The sequence below is a fragment of the Methylomonas fluvii genome (assembly GCF_014850975.1).
GTDB classification, from domain to species: Bacteria; Pseudomonadota; Gammaproteobacteria; order Methylococcales; family Methylomonadaceae; genus Methylomonas; species Methylomonas fluvii.
The window spans coordinates 741,544-759,090 of the sequence record NZ_JACXST010000001.1; the positions used below are offsets into that span (position 1 = coordinate 741,544).

Below are 17,547 nucleotides of genomic sequence, written 5' to 3' on the forward strand. Positions count from 1 at the left end.
AAATTGTATGAACGATAAAAATATTTGTGATGACCCTTGTCCAATCGCGCGCTGCTTGGCTTTCCTTGGCGACGCATGGAGTCTTTTGATCCTGCGGGACGCCCATTTCGGCCTCACCCGCTTTGACCAGTTTCGGAAAAACCTGGGAATAGGACCCGCGATCCTGACCCGAAGATTGGCGACTCTGACAGCGGAAGGATTATTGGAAAAAAGGCTTTATTCGGAGCGCCCGCCGCGCGAGGAGTATGTGTTGACTGCCGCCGGCCGCGATTTTCTGCCGGTGCTGTTCACGATTGGTGCCTGGGGACGTAAATATCGCGGCGAGGGCCGGCTGGTGCGCATCTTGGATGCCGAAACGGGTGCAGAAATCAGACCGGTGCTTGTGGACGAGGTCACCGGGATAAAGATCGGGGATCGCCCAATATGCATTGCCGAACCGGATGGCGACTAGGGGTTGTTGCCGTTTTGGAATGCTAGCCTTGAAATCGAACTGATTGGCCCAATGGCTTGAATTTTTGAATCAAAAGATAATCCAGCGCTGTCACGACAATTGTTCACGGACGAATACTGGAATAAATTCAAAGCCATCAGTTGAGCCTGGTGGTTTACGACCAGCATTCGCTCCGGCAAACGATTCAAGGACTGCAAAGAAGCGCCGAAATGCGTAGCCAAAAAGAACGGGGTTTATGCAAAAATCCGCTGTCGGAAATGGCGTATATTTCAGCCATCGGCTGCAACGGTTGATCGTCAGCAAGCTCGACCGGTAGATGTCGCCAGCGCTTCCAGCAAGGCGAAATTGCAATGCGTTGCCAGACAATCGGCCAGACGCTCGATACCGGCTTCGCGCACGGCGTTGAAATCCAGGGCTTGCGCTTGCCGATAGCCTGCCCAATGCAACAGCGCATCGCAGGCGGCGGGCAAATCGAATAAACCGTGCAGATAGCTACCCGCTACTTGCCCGTCTGCCGAAACGGCGCCATCGTTACCATCCGCTAGCGAAAATAAGGGTTGTGCCAGTGCCGGACCACTGCTGACGCCCATATGAATCTCGTAGCCCGCCACCTGCGTAGCTTGCCCATAAAACGTGCCGGTGGTTTGTTTCAAGCATTTTTCCGCTTGCAAAACCGTCTGCATATCCAATAAATCCAGGCCGGCAGCACTACCGGCCGGACCTTCCAGTCCGAGCGGGTCGTCTATGCTTTTGCCCAACATCTGAAAGCCGCCGCAAATCCCCAGCAGCTTGCCGCCGTAACGCAAATGGCGAGCAATAAATTTGTCCCAGCCTTGCTCCCTAAGCCTAGCTAAATCGCTACGCACCGACTTGCTGCCGGGCAGGACAATCAAGTCTGCACCGGCTACCTGGTCCGGGCTTTTCGCAAAACTGACCTGAACGCCGGGGTGCAATTGCAATGGATCGAAGTCGGTATGATTGCTGAAGCTGGGCAGATGCGGCACGACGATATGAAAAGCTCCGGTTTGGCCCTGTTGGGCATGCCGAGTGGATAAAGCATCTTCGGCTTCCAGATAAAGATCGTGCAGATATGGCAGCACGGCCAATACCGGCTTGCCGGTTCGCTGTTCCAGCCAGTCCAAGCCGGGGTTTAGCAGCGCAATATCGCCCCGGAAGCGGTTGATGACAAAACCGATCACGCGCTGTTGTTCGCTTGCCGACAGCAATTCCAGCGTGCCGACCAAGTGCGCAAACACGCCGCCACGATCAATGTCGGCGATCAAAATTACCGGACAATCCACTGCTTCGGCAAAGCCCATGTTGGCGATGTCGCCGGCGCGTAAATTGATCTCCGCCGGACTACCGGCGCCCTCGACGATCAGCATCTGGTATTGAGCGCCCAAGCGTTGCCACGATTCCAGAACCGCTTGCTTGGCGACTTTTTTATAATCGTGGTATTGGCTGGCCGATTGGTTTTGCAGGACTTTGCCGTGAATAATGACTTGCGCGGTGGTGTCGGTATTGGGCTTGAGCAGCACCGGATTCATATCGCTATGCGGTGGCAAACCGCAGGCTACGGCTTGCGCGGCTTGGGCGCGGCCGATCTCGCCGCCGTCTATCGTTACCGCGCTATTCAATGCCATGTTTTGCGGCTTGAACGGCGCGACGGCAATACCTTGACGCCGGTAATAACGACACAAGGCGGTTACCAAGGTGCTTTTGCCGGCATCGGAGGTGGTACCTTGCACCATTAGGGCTTGGAAAGGTGGCTTAGGATGCATCGGGCCAGCCGTTTTCGTAGACAAACGCCGATAAAGGTTGCGGCGATGCCCAGTTTTCCAGTTCCAACATCGGTTTGGGGTAAAACTCGGCGACATGGCCCAAGCAAAGCACCGCAATCGGCCGGCTACCGGTAGGCATTTTCAATAGTTGCGCCAACGCATCCGGATCGAATAGAGATACCCAGCCCAGCCCCAGGCCTTCCGCGCGGGCCGCCAGCCACAGGTTTTGAATCGCGCAGGCCGCCGAGGCCAAATCCATTTCCGGCAGCGTGCGCCGACCGAAAATGTGTTGTTCGCGCCGGTCCGGCAATGCGACGATCAGCAATTCTCCGCAATCGAGTATGCCTTCCACTTTAAGCTTCATGAATTCATCGTGCCGTTCGGCGAGGGCTTCGGCGGTAAGTTTCCTTTCCTGTTCGACCAGCGCGTAAATATCGTTACGTAAACGGCGATCAGTGACGCGGATAAAGCGCCAAGGCTGCATCAAGCCGACGCTGCCGGCTTGATGCGCGGCTTGTAACAGACGAGACAAGATCTCGGCATCCACCGGATCGGAAAGAAAATGCCGCATATCGCGGCGTTCGGCAATGGCACGATAGACGCCGGCGAGTTGGTGGTCGGGAAAACGGTGCGCGGCAGAGGCGTCTTGCGGTGCTGATTTGTGCTCGGGAGTTGCCGGTGAACGCGGCGATTGCTGTGTCATTGCAGCATGGCAACCATTAGCACGGCGGCTTCCGTTAGCTCGACCGCCGCACCGTAAACGTCGCCGGTTACCCCGCCCAAGCGCGAGACCGCGGTTTGCCGTACCCAAAATAATACAACACCGGTGAACAGTACAGCCGGTAAACCTAAAAACACCGTGGCAGTCAGGAGGCTAATCACCAATACCGCTTGGGCATGCGCTCTTGGCAATTGTTGCAATAGCGCCTCGGCCAGGCCTTGCGGGCGAATATAGTCGGTTGTCAGCATCAAACCCAGAATTGCGGCTCGCCCTAAAACGGGAGCCAGCAGCAAAGGGGCGAAGCGAGTTTGCTCGAACATGGCGGTCAGCGCGGCAAACTTCAGGACTAAAACCAGCACCAGCAAGCTAACCGCAATCGGCCCGGAAGCCGGATCTTTCATGATCTGCAGGCTACGCTGTTTGTCGCCGTAGCCGCCGACCCAAGCATCGGCGCAATCGGCCAGACCGTCCAAATGCAGGCCGCCGGTTAGTAATACCCAGCCGGTCAATACGATAGCCGCCAACAGCATGGGCGAACTGCCGGCAAACAGTATCGGCGGCAAGCTTAGTAGCATGCCCAGCAGCAGGCCGACCGCCGGATAGTACAAAACCGAACGCCCCAATAAGGGAGCGCCCGCTTCGTCACGACAACTAACGGGGATGCGGGTCAGAAATTGCAAGGCAAGCAGAAAAGCATCCACGATTATTTAAGATGACGTCCCTTGGCATCTTTGTAGATATGGCCGGTTGCAATCAACACGCCTTCGATGAATCCCCACATGACGCCAAAACCGCCGGTAACCAGCGTGACTACGGCTTGGGTGAAGCCGAGGAAATAAAAGCCCAGATAAATCCGGTGCAAGCCGATCGCGCCGAGCGCGATCCCTAGCAAAGCCGCGACCAACTTGCTTTTGACTGGCTTGGCTTCCATCAGATAAGCGCCGACCAGGCTGACGTCAGTGACTTTATCTTCATCGTGATCGAAATCCACATCGTCGCCGACTTTGGGCGGCGCTTCCGATGTCCATTGATCCAGGTGGAATTCGTAGAATTGACCTTCGTATTTGATCACGCCGGTCTGGCATCTTTCATCGTAACTTTCTATGTGTCCTAGCATGTTGTTTACCAAATCAGTTGTATGTTTTTATTATTATGTGCAGCTGCCATTGGGGGACAACTGCCGGTCTCAAAGCAAGCTCGACGTCAGCGCAGCTTATTTTTCGCGGCTAATGATACGGGAAAGCCCAAGGCCCCGCCATTGCGCCTGAAGCAGATTGCCAAAGCAAGCCTATTTCAGGCGGTAGAGACTTGCGCCTGACTGAATGTGGCCATTTCATTGTGTAAACGACAGGCCATTTGCAGTAAGGGTACCGCCAACACCGCGCCGCTACCTTCGCCTAAGCGCATCTGTAGATTCAACAACGGCTGAGCGTTCAAGGCTTGCAGGACACGGGCATGGCCTTTTTCCGCGGAACAGTGGCCGTAAAAAAACCAGTCCACGCAGCCGGGATTGATCCCTACCGCCAGCAACGCCGCGACACTGCTGATAAAACCATCTATCAACACCGGCAAACCTTGCTGCGCGGCGCTGATATAGGCTGCGGTGAGCGCGGCGATTTCAAATCCGCCCAAAGTTTTTAAAATATCCAAAGGCGACTGCAAAACGGCATGGTGGTGCTGTAAGGCCGAGTCGATAACGCGGGCTTTGTGGTCGATTTGTCCGGCATTCAAACCGGTGCCGGCCCCGGTAATGTCGGCGGCCGGTATCCGCAAACTGGCGGCCGCCAATGCGCTGGCGCTGGTGGTATTGGCGATGCCCATTTCCCCGCCGATAAACAAATCGGCCCCGTTCGCTACCGCCCGCTCGACGGCAGATCGGCCTGCGGCCAACGCGATAGTTAACTGTTCGTCGTTCATCGCCGCTGTCCGTGAGAAATTGGCGGTGCCTGCGCCGGCTTGATGGTTGATTACATTGGGTAAGGCCACTGGTTGCAATAGACCAACATCGACGACTTCGAAATAGGCATCGACATGTCGGGCCAGCACATTCACCGCTGCACCGCCGGCCGCGAAGTTTTTTACCATTTCCATCGTCACTACTTGCGGAAACGCTGACACGCCTTCCTCGGCAATGCCGTGATCGGCGGCAAATACGCTGACATGGATTTTTTCCAGTTTAGGCATTGCCCGGCGTTGCATCGCCGCCAACCTGACCGCGCAATCCTCCAGCAAACCCAGGGAGCCGGGCGGCTTGGTCAATTGCGCTTGCCTGCTTAAAGCTTGTTGGTAATAAGTGGCGTCAGGCGCGGTAATCGGCGCGGATAAACTGTGCATAATGAAATTAGAGGGCTTTGAGGATTTGCGGCAAACCGGCGGTGACCAGCACCACTTTATCGCTGATTTGCGCGAGTCTTTGATGTAAAAAGCCGGCTTCATCGACGAAACGGCGCGTCATGGCGTCGGCGGCTACGACACCCAGGCCCACTTCGTTGCTGACCATAATCACCCGTTGCCTGCCGGCCGCCAGCACCGCGCATAATGCATCGGTTTGTTGCCGATAGCGCTGTTCTTGCAGATTGCCTTGTTTATCGAATAACACATTGCATAACCAAAGTGTCAGACAGTCCACCAGCAAGCAATGTTGTTTGCTGGCATAGTCGCCAATCACATCCGCCAAGGCGATAGGTTCTTCAACGGTTAACCAATGCGGCGGCCGGCGTTGTTGATGGTGCTGGATGCGGCTGTGCATTTCGTCGTCGCCGGCTTCAGCGGTGGCGATGTAGACCACCGGCAGGCCTGAGGCCAAAGCTTGTTGCTCGGCATAGCGGCTTTTACCGGAACGGGCGCCGCCCAACACCAGCTCAATCATCCGCTAACCGCACCGCCAGTACATCGCACTTAGCGTGATGCAGCACGCCGTTGGCAGTAGAGCCTAGCAACAAAGCAAAACCATGGCGGCCGTGCGAACCCACGACGATCAAGTCGGCCTGAATCTCTTCGGCTACCCGGACGATTTCCAGCTTGGGGCTACCCATTTCCAGATGTTGCCGTTCTGCGGGAACCTGTAGTTTCTCGCCCAGCTCGTGCAGGCGTTTCTTGGTGGCATCCATCAACTCCTGGGTCAGATCCAAGTCGAAGGGAATGATGGGGCCATAGGCCGGGTCGGTAATCGGCAAATTATCGACTACATGTACCAAGCTCAGTTGAGCTGCGGCTTGCTCGGCGATTTGCCTGGCTTTTTCGGCAACTTGACCGCCATGTTCAAAAAAATCGGCGGCCAATAAAACATGTTTATACATCGTCATACATCCTCCTAATCGCTAACGGCAATCTCGGTAAATAACAGCGTCATTGCCTGTGTGGAAATCAGTATATATAAAAAAGCCAACGCCAAGCCGAACATCAACGGTCTATCCAGGGCATGCCGAAAAATATTGCCGTTAACCAGCCAATGCCAGCCCATCAGCACGATCATCGCGATGTATGCCACCTGACTGATCTGGGTATTAAGGCTGGCGACCGCCGGAATGGCGCACAAACTAATCACCACATCGGAACCCAATAATGCCGTCAGGGTTTGCGGAAAACGGGCGGTTTTCCCGGAAAAATAGAGTAGCGGATAGCAAAAACCTATCATCAACACCGTCTCGGCTGCAATTTGCAGCAGGGCATGCGACCAATCGCTATCCAGCAGCAAAATCAATAGATTAACCAGCAAATAGGGTATGAACATCAGCCGCACTAACCAAGGCGACGCCGGCACATCCTGTGGGCCTTTGCGCATAATGCAAATCTCAAAAAACAACACCATCAGTTGGTACATGATCACTCCGCTTGTTGTAGGTTTTCCTCCGCTGCCAGCCAATCCATCTCGGCCTGTTCCAGCGCGCTATCGATTTGGCCTTTCCGACTCAGTAACTGCTTTAATTGTTCCTTATATTCCTCGGCATAAATGGCCGGGTCGGCCAATTGTTCTTCCAGATCCCGCTGTTGCTGATGAAACTTTTCCACCGCCGCTTCGGCTTTTTTCACCGCGTCCAACAACGGCTTTAAACGCTGCCGGCGCTCCGCATCGAGTTTCCGCTGATCCTTGCGCGACACCCCGCCGCCATTGTCGTTGGCGATCGGTTCGTCGCCAGCTTTCTTTTGTTCGGCCAGCCATTGCTTGTAATCGTCCAAATCACCATCGAACGGCTGGATTTTGCCGCCGGCCACCAATAACAGTTGGTCGGTCACCGAACGCAGTAAATGCCTGTCATGCGAAACCACCACCAGAGCGCCCTGGTATTCCTGCAAAGCCACGCTTAGCGCGTGGCGCATTTCCAAATCCAGATGGTTGGTCGGTTCGTCCAACAGCAGTAAATTCGGGTTTTGATAAACCAACATCGCCAGCACCAAGCGGGCTTTTTCGCCGCCGGAAAACGGTCCTACCGGATCGTTGACCTTGTCGCCGCGAAAATCAAAGCCGCCCAAAAAATTGCGCAAATCTTTTTCAGTCGCTTGTTTATCCAGCTTTTGCAAATGCCAGAGCGGGCTTTCTTCAAGGTTTAGCAATTCCAGTTGGTGCTGGGCGAAATAGCCGATATGCAAATCCTGAGCGGTTTGTAGCTTACCAGTCAATGCCGGCATTTGCCCGGAAAGTACTTTGATCAGGCTGGACTTGCCGGCGCCGTTGGGGCCGAGCAGGCCGATACGGTCGCCCGGCGCAATCGACAGGCTGGCGTTTTTGATCACCACTTTATCGCCGTAGCCAATGTCGGCTTCTTCGATTTTCAGCAGCGGATTGGGCATTTTCTTCGGCGGCGGAAAACTAAAACCAAACGGCGAATCGATATGGGCCTGAGCAATCAACTCCATGCGCTCCAAAGCTTTGATACGACTTTGCGCTTGTCTGGCTTTGGTGGCTTGCGCTTTAAAGCGGTCGACAAAGCTTTGGATATGGGCAATCTCACGCTGCTGCTTTTCGTAGGCGGTTTGTTGCTGAGCCAGTTTTTCGGCGCGCATGCGTTCGAAGTCGGAATAATTGCCCGTGTATATTTCGGCTCTGTTTTGCTCGATATGCACGATGTGGTCGGTGATGGTGTCCAGAAAATCGCGATCATGGGAAATCAACAGCAGCGTGCCGGGGTATTTACCGAGCCAATCCTGTAGATAAATCACTGCGTCCAAATCCAAGTGGTTGGTGGGCTCGTCCAAAAGTAAAACATCGGAACGACACATCAGCGCTTGCGCCAAATTTAAACGCATACGCCAACCACCGGAGAATGAGCTGACCGGCCGGCTTTCTTGCTCTGTGCTAAAACCCAGACCGTTTAATAAACGCGACGCCCGAGCTTGCGCCGTGTATCCGCCGACATGATCCAAAGCGGCATGTAGCTCCGCCAATTTGATGCCGTCGTGCGCTTGCTCGGCCGTATGCAACTTTGCCTGCAACGCACGTAACTCTCTGTCGCCGTCCAGCACATAATCGATGGCTGAACATTCCAAGGCCGGGGTTTCCTGGGCGACATGGGCGATTTCCAGATTCGGCGGCATGGAAAAATCACCTTCGTCGGCATGCAATTCGCCGCGCAGTAACGCAAAAAGGCTGGATTTGCCGGCACCATTGGCCCCGGTCAGACCGATTTTTTGGCCTTTATGTATCGTGAAAGAGGCCTCGCTAAACAGCAAACGGTTGCCGCGACGGATGGCGATGTTCTTGAAATTGAGCATGATGGTCGAAAGTTGGCTGAGTGCGACGTCGCACAATAGGGGGATTTTAGCGCGGGAGGGGGTTGCGCGTCTTTTGCAGTTTACGTGACGACGCAGAGCCGTCTGTTTGCGGGCTTGTTGTTGAGCTGGGCAACAGAATCTTTTGGAAGAGGAGGGATAAGCCGCTAGGGAATGTAAGCGGGAGCAGCAATGTTTTTAAGGCTATCCCGATTTCGGGTGAATTATCGTCAACCGGGATAACTTTGGAATCAGTCGGGGACGGCTAAGAACCAGCCGCCCCCGAGCATTCACTTACCAGGACAAACTGCGTGAAATAGCGCCACTACCATCGTACAAGTAGCCATTTTTAACTACCTTGGTGACGGTGAACGCGCAGGTACCCTTACTGTTGCTAGGTAACAGAGCGCTGCTCAAACTGGTCGAACCATTTGTGCCGGTAATGGAATAGCTTGCCCCGGTCACATTAGTTTTGGTGGTACCGGAGGTGATCGAACCACTCCAGGTACCATAGACGCCAGCACCGGTAATGGTCGATGTTCCGGATTTAACGGTAATGTTGGCGACGCATTGCGATTTACCTCCGCTTAACAATTTTCGAGTCATCACGGTACTGGCAACTTTCATATTCATCGCTACGACACTTTGCGCCGCCTGGATATTTTGTGTGGTGCTGGTTTTCAAACCGCTGCTATCGGTAACGGTTAGTGTTGCGGTATAGGCGCCAGGGGTATTGTAGATGTGGCTGACCGATGTGCCAGTTGTTGCCGCAGAACCATCGCCGAAATTCCAGGCGTATGAAGAGATCGAGCCGTTTTTAGCGCTGGAGCCGGCACCATTCAATGTAACATTGAGCGGAGCGTCGCCGACAGTTGGTAGCGCCGTGATGACCGCTGAGGGAGGCACCAAAGCTACAACCGGGTAATTGCCGGTAATTTGGTATTGGCCAAGGCTGCCGTAGTCAGAGTAACCCGTAGTTAAGTCGCCTTTACCTACCCCTTCGATTTTCAGGAAATATTTTCCGGCGTTGAGCGAAACGTTTAAGGACGCCGCCAAACTGTCCACTGGATTGGCTTGGGCTACGGTATTGCCTTGCGCGTCAATTAACTTTAACAATACATCCAAATTGGGTGCTATTGCATCGGGCGTGACATTGAACTGCGCGCTGCCCCCGCCGGTTGAAAACACGAAAATATCGGCGTCGGTCGTGCGTTCGATGATGCCACTTTGTGAAACCGCGCTGGCGTCGCCGGCTAATGGTGCCGCGCTGGCAGTTGTATCAGGGAAGTCATCGGGCCGCACAGAAGCACCCGCAGCATTTATCACCGCAAGATCATCCTGTAAATTGTTAGCGCCCGGATACTCGCCTTTACTCCATTGTGCGACAGGTTTGTAATAGCCCACCCCCATGATCGGCGCCCAGCCGGTAGCGCCGCTACCATGGCCGGCATAGTAGCCGGTGCTGGCGTTGCCATCATGATTGAGGTTTAAGTTATGCCCTACTTCGTGTGAAATAGCTTCCGCAACATATTTGGGATAACCATTGCCCAGTTTGTCGAAGAATACCCAGGCGGGCCGATAGCGTTCCGGGTAGGCGGCGGAATAATATGAAAACACATTCACGTAAGCCACCCCGCCGCAAGTCTGGTTGCAAAGTTCCGGCATAGACCGGGTAACCACAGCTCGGGTGCCGTACTGAACGTCGCTGGTGCTACTGCGCCTCAAGGCATCCAAAATGGGTTCCTGGGTCGTCACGTCAACATCGAATGGGGCGTAGTCTTCTGCTACCCGCTGCCATATTTCGCGAATGTTATTTAATTCCGTAGTGCTGAATGCGCCCGGGTTGCCATCGATATCATAGGCTTGAGCGGTAAGCGTAGTCATACTCCAGGCCGTGTTGGTCGCGACGTGGCCATTGAAATCCAAATAAATAACGCGATTCGAACCAGGCTTGCTGTGCAGGGCGAATGGGTCGGCAGTTGCCGTACTGGCTACGCTGCTACCGGTGCTGGTGACCGTGGCGGTTTCTTGCTCGCCTTGACCCGGAGGAACTTTGGTATGGTCGTCAATATAGAGCAAGCGACCACTTTCATCGATCCAGGCCGATGAATCGGTGCGCAATATATCTTCCAGGCGTTCGCTGGACATGTCGTAGGCTTTTGCGACATCCCCCAGCTTATCGCCCAATGCGTCGATAGCAGCTTGGCCGTTTTTTTTGCCTGTTAGGGTAATTTGCGGAAATGCCATTTCAGTTTCCGCCTCGGCCAAGTCGGTAATCTTGGCTGATGAACTTTGCGACTTTGCCCTAACCACGTCGAATGGGTTTTCCATGCCCGACCCGTTTAAACCCGAGACAAATGCTTGAACCCGGCCATCGGCAAGCAGGGTCAGCCCGTAGTTGTAACCGATCAAAGCGCTTTCGGCTTCTTGTTGCGAAGAAAAGTACAGTGGCTCTGAAGATATGCCGGCGGCTGAAGCCGGTAATTCGGTACTCAAATCATTTTCGATGGTCGCTTTCTGCTCCATAGGCGGCGTGGCGCAACCCACTAAAGTAGTGATGACGGCGGATGCGATGAATGTCTGTTTGTTCATGGTGGACTCCCGTGTATGGAAAGATCTCTGTACCCAGTCTCAAAATCGGCAGGCACAGGCAAGTAATACTGACGACAAAGTAAAGAACAATGCGTCCAAAAATTCTGAGATCAGAGTGGCTATTTTTTAAAAAGAACGGAAAAAACTGAACGGCGCCGACCTTTCCCAAGGTAACTCATAACAATACCCAATCGCCGCTCCCCAGAAAGCGCGAGCCCTTTGCAATCACCTTACTAGATCCGCGCATACACAACGATGACAAATTTTTCAGACCTCCCTAAAGCTATGATTGTAGTAGTTGAATATACCCGTCACTGCCACCGTACCTCGCAGCATAACACCGGCTTGATGGGATTGCCTTACAACGCGAATCCGCCGCTAATTTAGGCAGCGGTGGAAACACCGGTACCTGCAAAAAAACCACCGCCACCAATGCATCAAGCGAGACTTACCGCTTTGGTTTTTACATCGATACCGTCTATCGTCTGGCCCCCAAAATCGCGTAGCAAACCGGTGTCAAAATCAAGCTGGCTGCCATACCGATCAACAGGCCGGCCGACAGCGACAAAGTCATCGGAATCAAGAACTGCGCTTGTTGACTGGTTTCTATCAGCGTCGGCAGGAAGCCGGCGAAGTTGGTTAGAAAAGCCAGCAATATCGGTCGAAAACGGGCAATACAGGCGGCGCTGATCAGGGTTTCCACCGGCGTGTCGTCATCACCGTGCTGGCGGATGTAATCCAGCAGCACCAGGCTGTCGTTCACCACCACGCCGCTGGCGGCGATCATGCCCACCAACGACTCCATCGACAAGGGCAGGCCAGCCGCCCAATGCGCCAGCACCGCGCCGCTCCAGGCCACCGGAGCGGCCAACAGAAAGATCAGCGGTTTGCTGTAGGATTTAAACGGCACCGCGATCAAGGCATAGATCACCAACAACGCGATCAAGGTATTTTTGCCGAAGGCCGCCAGCATCGCTTCCTGTTCCTGGCGCTGCTGGCCGATTTGCACATTCAAGCCGGGAAACGCCTGCTCCAGATGAGGCAAAGCACTGTTCTCCAACTCGGCGTAAATGCCGTTGACATCGGCCTTGGTCGGATCGACGCGGGCCTGCACCTTCAATACCCGATGCCGGTCTTCGCGAATCAGCCGGGAATAGCCTTGTTCCAACTTGATCTCGGCCAGATCGTTCAGCGGCACGCTGCTGCCGTTGGGTAGGCGTACCGGTTGTGCCTTCAACGCGTCCAGCGATTGCCGCTGTTCCAACGGATAGCGCACCATCACTTTCACTTCGCGGCGGCCGCGCAGGAAGCGGTGTACCTCCTCGCCATAATAACCCTGGCGGACTTGCTCGGCCAGTTGTTCCAGGCGCAAGCCCAGGCGCTCGGCTTCCGGCTTCAGCGCCAGCCGTACTTCCGGTTTGCCGGGTTCGGACGAGTCGATCACATCGTAAACGCCGGGAAAGGCTTCCAATGCCTGTTTAAGTTGCTCGGCGGCGGGTTGCAGCAGACTCGGGGCGCTGGCGCCCAGGCTCAAGTCGATGTCGTAAGGTACGTCGCCTTCCTTATAAATAAAATCGACCTTGCCGCGGCCGATGTCGCCGATCCGTTGCCGCCAATCGCGGATGAATTGTTCCACTTTCAAGCGCCTGCGGCCTTCCGCCGAGAACTCCAGCCAGATGCCGGCGCCATGATCCCAGATCGCCGTTTCCACGCCGACGATGACGCTATTGTCGTTGGCATGGGCGGCGGCAACGCTATCGGCGGCGGGTTGACCGGTTTGCGCGACGCCGTCCAACTCGTCGCGCAACGCAAACAAGGCTTTTTCCACCTGGGTCGCCAAGGCTTGAGTCTCGCTGTACGGCGCGCTCTGCGGCAAGCGCATCGATACCCAGAAGCTGTCCTTGGTCACGTCGGGATTGATCGATTGCCGCACCCGGTCGCTGAGCACCAGCGCCGCGCAGATTGCCAACAGCGCGATGAACAAGGCCACGGTCAAATAGCGCCAGGCCAGCGCGGTTTCCAGCAAGGGGCGGTAAATCCGCTCGACAAAATGATCCAAGCCCCGATTCATGCGTTCGCGCAAGCGTTGTAAGCCGCCGGGCTTGGCTTCGGTGTCGATGTCGCCGACCAGATGCGACGGCAGAATCAGCAAGGCTTCCACCAGCGAAAACACCAGCGTCAATAGCATCACCAGGCAAATCGGCCGCATCATCTGTCCGGCCCAGCCGGGTAAAAACAGACCGGGCAAAAACGCCACCAATACGATCAAGACCGACAAGCCGACCGGCAGCGCGACTTCCCGCACGCCGTTAATCGTGGCTTGCAGCGGCGACTCTCGGCCTTCGGTCTGCCGGCTATGCACGCTTTCGCCGATGATGATGGCGTCGTCCACTAAAATCCCCATCGCCAACAGAAAGCCGAACAAGGACAGCATGTTCAGGGAAATATCCAGGGCCGGCATCAGCCAGAACGCGCCCAGCACCGAGGTGAAAATGCCGACGCCGGCCCACAGCGCCACCCGCAAGCGTAAGAACAAGGTCAGCACCAGACAGACCAGTACGAAACCGCTCAAGCCGTCTTCCAGCAAGGTGCCGATGCGCTCATCGTAAGCTTGCGAATCGTCCCACCAGGTAATCAGGCGCAGGCCCTCCGGCAATTGCGCGCGCATCTCTTCGACATAGGCCTTGACCCGCCGCGCCACCGCGACGCTGTCTTGCTCGGTGTGAATCTCCCAACCCTGCGCGGTCTGGCCGTTGTGATGCCAGGTCCACAAGCGTTCTTCCAGACCATCCTTGATGGTGGCGATCTGATCCATGCGCACCCGGTTGCCGTCCGGCAAGGTCTTGACGATCAAGGCGCCGACCGCGTCGGCATCGCGGGCCCTGCCGTTGACCCGCAGTAATAGCTCGCCGTCGGGATTTTTGATCAGGCCGCCCGGCAGATCTACCGAGGCCTTGCGCACCGCTTGCGCCACTTCGTCCAACGTCAGTTGGTATTTGCGCAATTGTTGCGGTAACACTTCGATGTCGATTTCATAGGCCAGCTCGCCGTAATTGCGGGCTTTACTGACGCCGGGTATCGCCGCCAATTGTTCCTGAATCCGGTCGCCGTAGCGCTGCAGGGTGGCGGCATCGGTGGCGCCGTGCAAAGCCAGCCAGATCACGCCGTCGTCGTCCTCGCGGTTGGCCGGCAACACCTGGATTTTTTCCAATTGCTTCGGTAGGCGCGGAATGGCTTGTACCCGGCTTTGTAGAGTCGCCATCATCTGGTTGCGGTCGTGGTCCGGCAACACCTCCACATCGATCTCGCAGGCACCGCCCCAAATTTCGACGTGCAGATGCTTGACGCCCGGCACGTCGTGGATGGCTTCCTCAATGGGTACGCACACCGATTCCTCGACTTCCGCCGGTCCGGCGCCCGGAAAAACCGTTTCGATATGAATTTTATGCGGGCTGAAACGCGGAAATACTTCCTTATCGACGCCGAGGATGCCCAGCACGCCGCCGGTCAGGATCAACAGCATCAACAAATTGGCCGCGACCGGATTGCCGGCAAACCAGGCCAATAGGCCTAAACGCTGGTTGGCTGATGTCATTGGTCGGCTTCAGGCTGAGTTTCGACGGCGTTGACTTTCATGCCGGCCACCGGCACCGGCATTTCCGACACCACCACCCGTTCGCCGGCATTTAAACCAGCCTTGATGACGACACGCTCGGCTTCCTGGCGCAGCACTTGCAGTTGGCGAATTTCCAAGCGTTGCTCGGCGTCGACCAGCTTGGCTTGTTGCAAGCCGTTCAATGCGCTGCGCGGCAGCGCAAACAGACCGTCGCGGCGCACGCCTTCGATCTCGGCTTGCACGAATAAACCGCTCAGCAAGGGTGGGCTATCCGAGGTTTCCCGGAACGGCTCGGCGACTTGAGCGACCAGATAGAGCTGACCGCTGTTGTCGTCCAGCGCCGCTTCGCTGCGGACGATGCGGCCTTGCCAGCTTTGCGGTTTGCCGGCCAGTTCGGCGCGCAAGGTCGCCGCCGGCCAGAGGCCGGTCTTGGCGTTTTGCCCGAGAGGCAGTTCCAAGAAGGCCAGTTGCTCGGTGCCGATCGGCAGGCGTATTTCGGCGACGTCGCTGGCGTAAATGCGAGCCACGGCCGCGCCGGACTGAATATATTGCCCCAATCCGGCTTGCTTGTTCAGTACCCGGCCGGCAAACGGCGCCCGCAATTCGCAGCGGCCGCGGTTGAGTTTGGCCTTGGCCAGATCGGCTTCGGCGGCCTTGAGCTTGGCTTGTGCCTCGGCCAATTGCGGCTTACGCAGTGCCAACGCAGTAGGCTCGCCTTCGCCCAAGGCTTGCCATTCGCTGTGTGCCTGCTCGACTTGCGCCTGTTCGTTGATCAGCACCCGTTGGGCCTCGGCCAGTTGGGCTTCGGCGGCAACGATGGCGTAATCGTAATCGCGCGGGTCTATCGTCAGCAGCAATTCGTTGGCGGCGAAGAAACCGCCGGCGACCATGGCCGGGTGGACTTGCACCAGCTTGCCGCCCACTTCGCTCACCAAATCGATAGTCTCGCGCGGCGCTACCACGCCTTGCGACATGACGTTCAGCCGCAGGCTTTGCGGCTCGGCGCGGACGACGTTGACCTTGGGAATGGTCGGTTCGGCGTTTTGCTGAACGGTTTGCGGCTTGCTGGCGATGATCGCCCAGGCCGTGCCGGCCGCCGCCAGTAACACCAGGACCGGTAACAGGATTTTTAAATTGAGTGTTTGCGGATTCAAACGCCACCGCCTAATGCCAGATAGAGGTTGATACGATTGTTCAATAATTGCCGCTGTACGGCCAAATGCGCGCTTTGCGCATTGAGGGTGCTGCGGTAGCTGTCGAGTAAAGTCAGGATTTCGATCAAACCCTGTCGGTAGGAATACACCGCCAGCTTGCGGCTGGCCTCGGTTTGCTCGACGGCTTCGCGCAAGGCCTGTTCCTGGGTGCGGAGCCAGGCCTCGGCGGCCAGCGCTTGCTCTACCTCGCGAAAGGCGTTCAAGGCCACGCTTTGGTATTGGTTGAACGCTTCTTGGACTTTAGCCTGATTAAAGCGAATCTCGCCCTGCAGCCGGTCGCCGGTAAATAGCGGCTGGGCCAGGCCGGCGGCCAGATTCCAGGCTGCCGCGCGCGGATCGATGATCTCGGTCAAAGCCGCGCTGCTAGAGCCGCCGGCGCCGGTCAACGTCACGCGCGGCAGCAGGGCTTTTTCGGCGCTTTCCAAGCGCGAGTCGGCGGCCCGCAGGCGTTTGAACGCGGCGATGACGTCCGGGCGGCGTTCCAATAACTCGGCCGGCAAGCCGGCGCTCAAGGTTTCCGGCGGCTGTGGTAAGTGGAATGTAGCATCGAATTCAGTCGCCCCCTCTTGCCCGTTCCCCGGATACCGGCCCAGCAAGGTTTGCAGGCGCTTGCCGATTAACTGCGCATCGTTTCTAGCCTGGGCCAGCTGCGCTTGGGCATTCGCCAGATCGGTCAGCACCAAGCGCAAATCCAGGCCGCGGGTCAAACCCCGGTTGAAACGGCCGCGCACCAGATCGACAATGGTGCCGCGGTCTTTGACCGACTGTGCCGCCACCGTCGCTTGCAATTGCGCTTCAGTGAATTCGAAATAGGCTTGGGCAATCCGCGCGGCCAGCGATAATTGCGCGGCGCGATAATCGTCGCCAGTTGCTTCGGCTTCGGTTTCCGCCGCTTGTTGTCCGGCCTTGATCCGGCCCCAGACATCCAGCTCCCAGCTCAGGTTGAACAGTGCCGTAAACGCGCCGGATTCGCTGCTTTCGCCACCCACATTGGACTTTGCGCGTTGATAGACTGGTGTTAACGACAGTTGCGGCCAACGGCCGGAACCGGCGATAACCGCTTGTTCGCGCGCCGCATCAACACGGGCCGCGGCACTTTTTAAATCAAAGTTATCGGCCAGGCCGCTACTTACCAAGCCCGTCAGATGCTCATCATTAAAAGCGGCCAACCAGCCCGTTGCGGCGGCTTCGGCAAAATGGCCGTTGCTGCTCCAGCGTGGTGGTGTCTGAAAAGCCAAAGCATGTGGGTCCCGAGGCGCGGGCGATTCGCAGCCAACGGCCCACAGCGCCGATAGAGCTGACAAAATCCATAACATCGGGCGACAAGGTTTGGCGGGCATTAGGTCGGGATAGGGCGGGAATGGCAGAATAAATCCGATGAATAGAGGCGGCTATTGAGTAAGACGTTCAAGCCGGCCAAATCCCCACCGCAAGCGAAAAATAATAGAGGCAAACCAATCGCA

14 protein-coding genes are annotated in these 17,547 nt (G+C 56.3%); 1 reads left to right on the forward strand and 13 read right to left on the reverse strand.

Annotated elements, in window-relative coordinates; translation table 11 throughout:
- The first annotated feature begins 7 nt into the window (after nt 1-7).
- Nucleotides 8-451: a winged helix-turn-helix transcriptional regulator gene (locus EBB_RS03515; protein WP_192392490.1), complete on the forward strand. Its 444-nt coding sequence runs from the start codon at nt 8-10 to the stop codon at nt 449-451.
- A gap of 296 nt (nt 452-747) precedes the next feature.
- Here the strand turns inward: EBB_RS03515 and EBB_RS03525 are convergent, their stop codons facing one another.
- From EBB_RS03525 to EBB_RS03585, 13 genes are all read right to left on the reverse strand, one after another.
- Nucleotides 748-2,232: a cobyric acid synthase gene (locus EBB_RS03525; RefSeq protein WP_192392492.1), complete on the reverse strand. Its 1,485-nt coding sequence runs from the start codon at nt 2,230-2,232 to the stop codon at nt 748-750.
- Nucleotides 2,222-2,935 carry a 5,6-dimethylbenzimidazole synthase gene (gene bluB / locus EBB_RS03530; RefSeq protein ID WP_192392493.1) on the reverse strand — a complete coding sequence of 238 codons (714 nt, stop codon included), beginning with the start codon at nt 2,933-2,935 and terminating at the stop codon, nt 2,222-2,224. The genes EBB_RS03525 and bluB overlap by 11 nt, the downstream gene beginning before the upstream one ends.
- The gene (locus EBB_RS03535) at nt 2,932-3,654 is read right to left on the reverse strand and encodes an adenosylcobinamide-GDP ribazoletransferase (protein ID WP_192392494.1); all 723 of its coding nucleotides are present in this window, start codon (nt 3,652-3,654) and stop codon (nt 2,932-2,934) included. The genes bluB and EBB_RS03535 overlap by 4 nt, the downstream gene beginning before the upstream one ends.
- Before the next feature lie 2 nt (nt 3,655-3,656).
- A complete protein-coding gene (locus EBB_RS03540) occupies nt 3,657-4,070 on the reverse strand; it encodes a TM2 domain-containing protein (RefSeq protein ID WP_192392495.1) in 414 nt (137 codons plus the stop codon).
- Nucleotides 4,071-4,246: 176 nt separating this feature from the next.
- Nucleotides 4,247-5,287, reverse strand: a complete 1,041-nt coding sequence (cobT, locus tag EBB_RS03545) for a nicotinate-nucleotide--dimethylbenzimidazole phosphoribosyltransferase (RefSeq protein WP_192392496.1) — start codon at nt 5,285-5,287, stop codon at nt 4,247-4,249.
- Between the two features lie 7 nt (nt 5,288-5,294).
- On the reverse strand, nt 5,295-5,822 hold the full coding sequence (cobU, locus tag EBB_RS03550; protein WP_192392497.1) for a bifunctional adenosylcobinamide kinase/adenosylcobinamide-phosphate guanylyltransferase: 528 nt from the start codon (nt 5,820-5,822) through the stop codon (nt 5,295-5,297).
- Nucleotides 5,815-6,258 (reverse strand): universal stress protein, encoded by a 444-nt coding sequence (locus tag EBB_RS03555; RefSeq protein WP_192392498.1) that lies wholly within the window; start codon nt 6,256-6,258, stop codon nt 5,815-5,817. The genes cobU and EBB_RS03555 overlap by 8 nt, the downstream gene beginning before the upstream one ends.
- Before the next feature lie 8 nt (nt 6,259-6,266).
- Complete coding sequence (locus EBB_RS03560; RefSeq protein ID WP_192392499.1) at nt 6,267-6,776, reverse strand: hypothetical protein; 510 nt, start codon at nt 6,774-6,776, stop codon at nt 6,267-6,269.
- A gap of 2 nt (nt 6,777-6,778) precedes the next feature.
- Nucleotides 6,779-8,665 carry an ATP-binding cassette domain-containing protein gene (locus tag EBB_RS03565; protein WP_192392500.1) on the reverse strand — a complete coding sequence of 629 codons (1,887 nt, stop codon included), beginning with the start codon at nt 8,663-8,665 and terminating at the stop codon, nt 6,779-6,781.
- A 291-nt stretch (nt 8,666-8,956) separates the two neighbouring features.
- On the reverse strand, nt 8,957-11,254 hold the full coding sequence (locus EBB_RS03570; RefSeq protein ID WP_192392501.1) for a PKD domain-containing protein: 2,298 nt from the start codon (nt 11,252-11,254) through the stop codon (nt 8,957-8,959).
- A 478-nt stretch (nt 11,255-11,732) separates the two neighbouring features.
- A complete protein-coding gene (locus EBB_RS03575) occupies nt 11,733-14,849 on the reverse strand; it encodes an efflux RND transporter permease subunit (protein ID WP_192392502.1) in 3,117 nt (1,038 codons plus the stop codon).
- A complete protein-coding gene (locus tag EBB_RS03580; protein ID WP_192392503.1) occupies nt 14,846-16,024 on the reverse strand; it encodes an efflux RND transporter periplasmic adaptor subunit in 1,179 nt (392 codons plus the stop codon). The genes EBB_RS03575 and EBB_RS03580 overlap by 4 nt, the downstream gene beginning before the upstream one ends.
- Entirely contained in the window at nt 16,021-17,424 is a 1,404-nt protein-coding gene (locus EBB_RS03585) for an efflux transporter outer membrane subunit (RefSeq protein ID WP_192392504.1), read from the reverse strand. The genes EBB_RS03580 and EBB_RS03585 overlap by 4 nt, the downstream gene beginning before the upstream one ends.
- Between the last annotated feature and the right edge of the window lie 123 nt (nt 17,425-17,547).

What these genes read in the sequence shown, in the direction of transcription:
- bluB (WP_192392493.1), bottom strand. Translation starts at nt 2,935, where the DNA reads ATGACACAGCAATCGCCGCGTTCACCGGCAACTCCCGAGCACAAATCA.
- cobU (WP_192392497.1), bottom strand. Translation starts at nt 5,822, where the DNA reads ATGATTGAGCTGGTGTTGGGCGGCGCCCGTTCCGGTAAAAGCCGCTAT.
- EBB_RS03585 (WP_192392504.1), bottom strand. Translation starts at nt 17,424, where the DNA reads ATGCCCGCCAAACCTTGTCGCCCGATGTTATGGATTTTGTCAGCTCTA.
- cobT (WP_192392496.1), bottom strand. Translation starts at nt 5,287, where the DNA reads ATGCACAGTTTATCCGCGCCGATTACCGCGCCTGACGCCACTTATTAC.
- EBB_RS03555 (WP_192392498.1), bottom strand. Translation starts at nt 6,258, where the DNA reads ATGACGATGTATAAACATGTTTTATTGGCCGCCGATTTTTTTGAACAT.
- EBB_RS03540 (WP_192392495.1), bottom strand. Translation starts at nt 4,070, where the DNA reads ATGCTAGGACACATAGAAAGTTACGATGAAAGATGCCAGACCGGCGTG.
- EBB_RS03575 (WP_192392502.1), bottom strand. Translation starts at nt 14,849, where the DNA reads ATGACATCAGCCAACCAGCGTTTAGGCCTATTGGCCTGGTTTGCCGGC.
- EBB_RS03570 (WP_192392501.1), bottom strand. Translation starts at nt 11,254, where the DNA reads ATGAACAAACAGACATTCATCGCATCCGCCGTCATCACTACTTTAGTG.
- EBB_RS03525 (WP_192392492.1), bottom strand. Translation starts at nt 2,232, where the DNA reads ATGCATCCTAAGCCACCTTTCCAAGCCCTAATGGTGCAAGGTACCACC.
- EBB_RS03515 (WP_192392490.1), top strand. Translation starts at nt 8, where the DNA reads ATGAACGATAAAAATATTTGTGATGACCCTTGTCCAATCGCGCGCTGC.
- EBB_RS03560 (WP_192392499.1), bottom strand. Translation starts at nt 6,776, where the DNA reads ATGTACCAACTGATGGTGTTGTTTTTTGAGATTTGCATTATGCGCAAA.
- EBB_RS03565 (WP_192392500.1), bottom strand. Translation starts at nt 8,665, where the DNA reads ATGCTCAATTTCAAGAACATCGCCATCCGTCGCGGCAACCGTTTGCTG.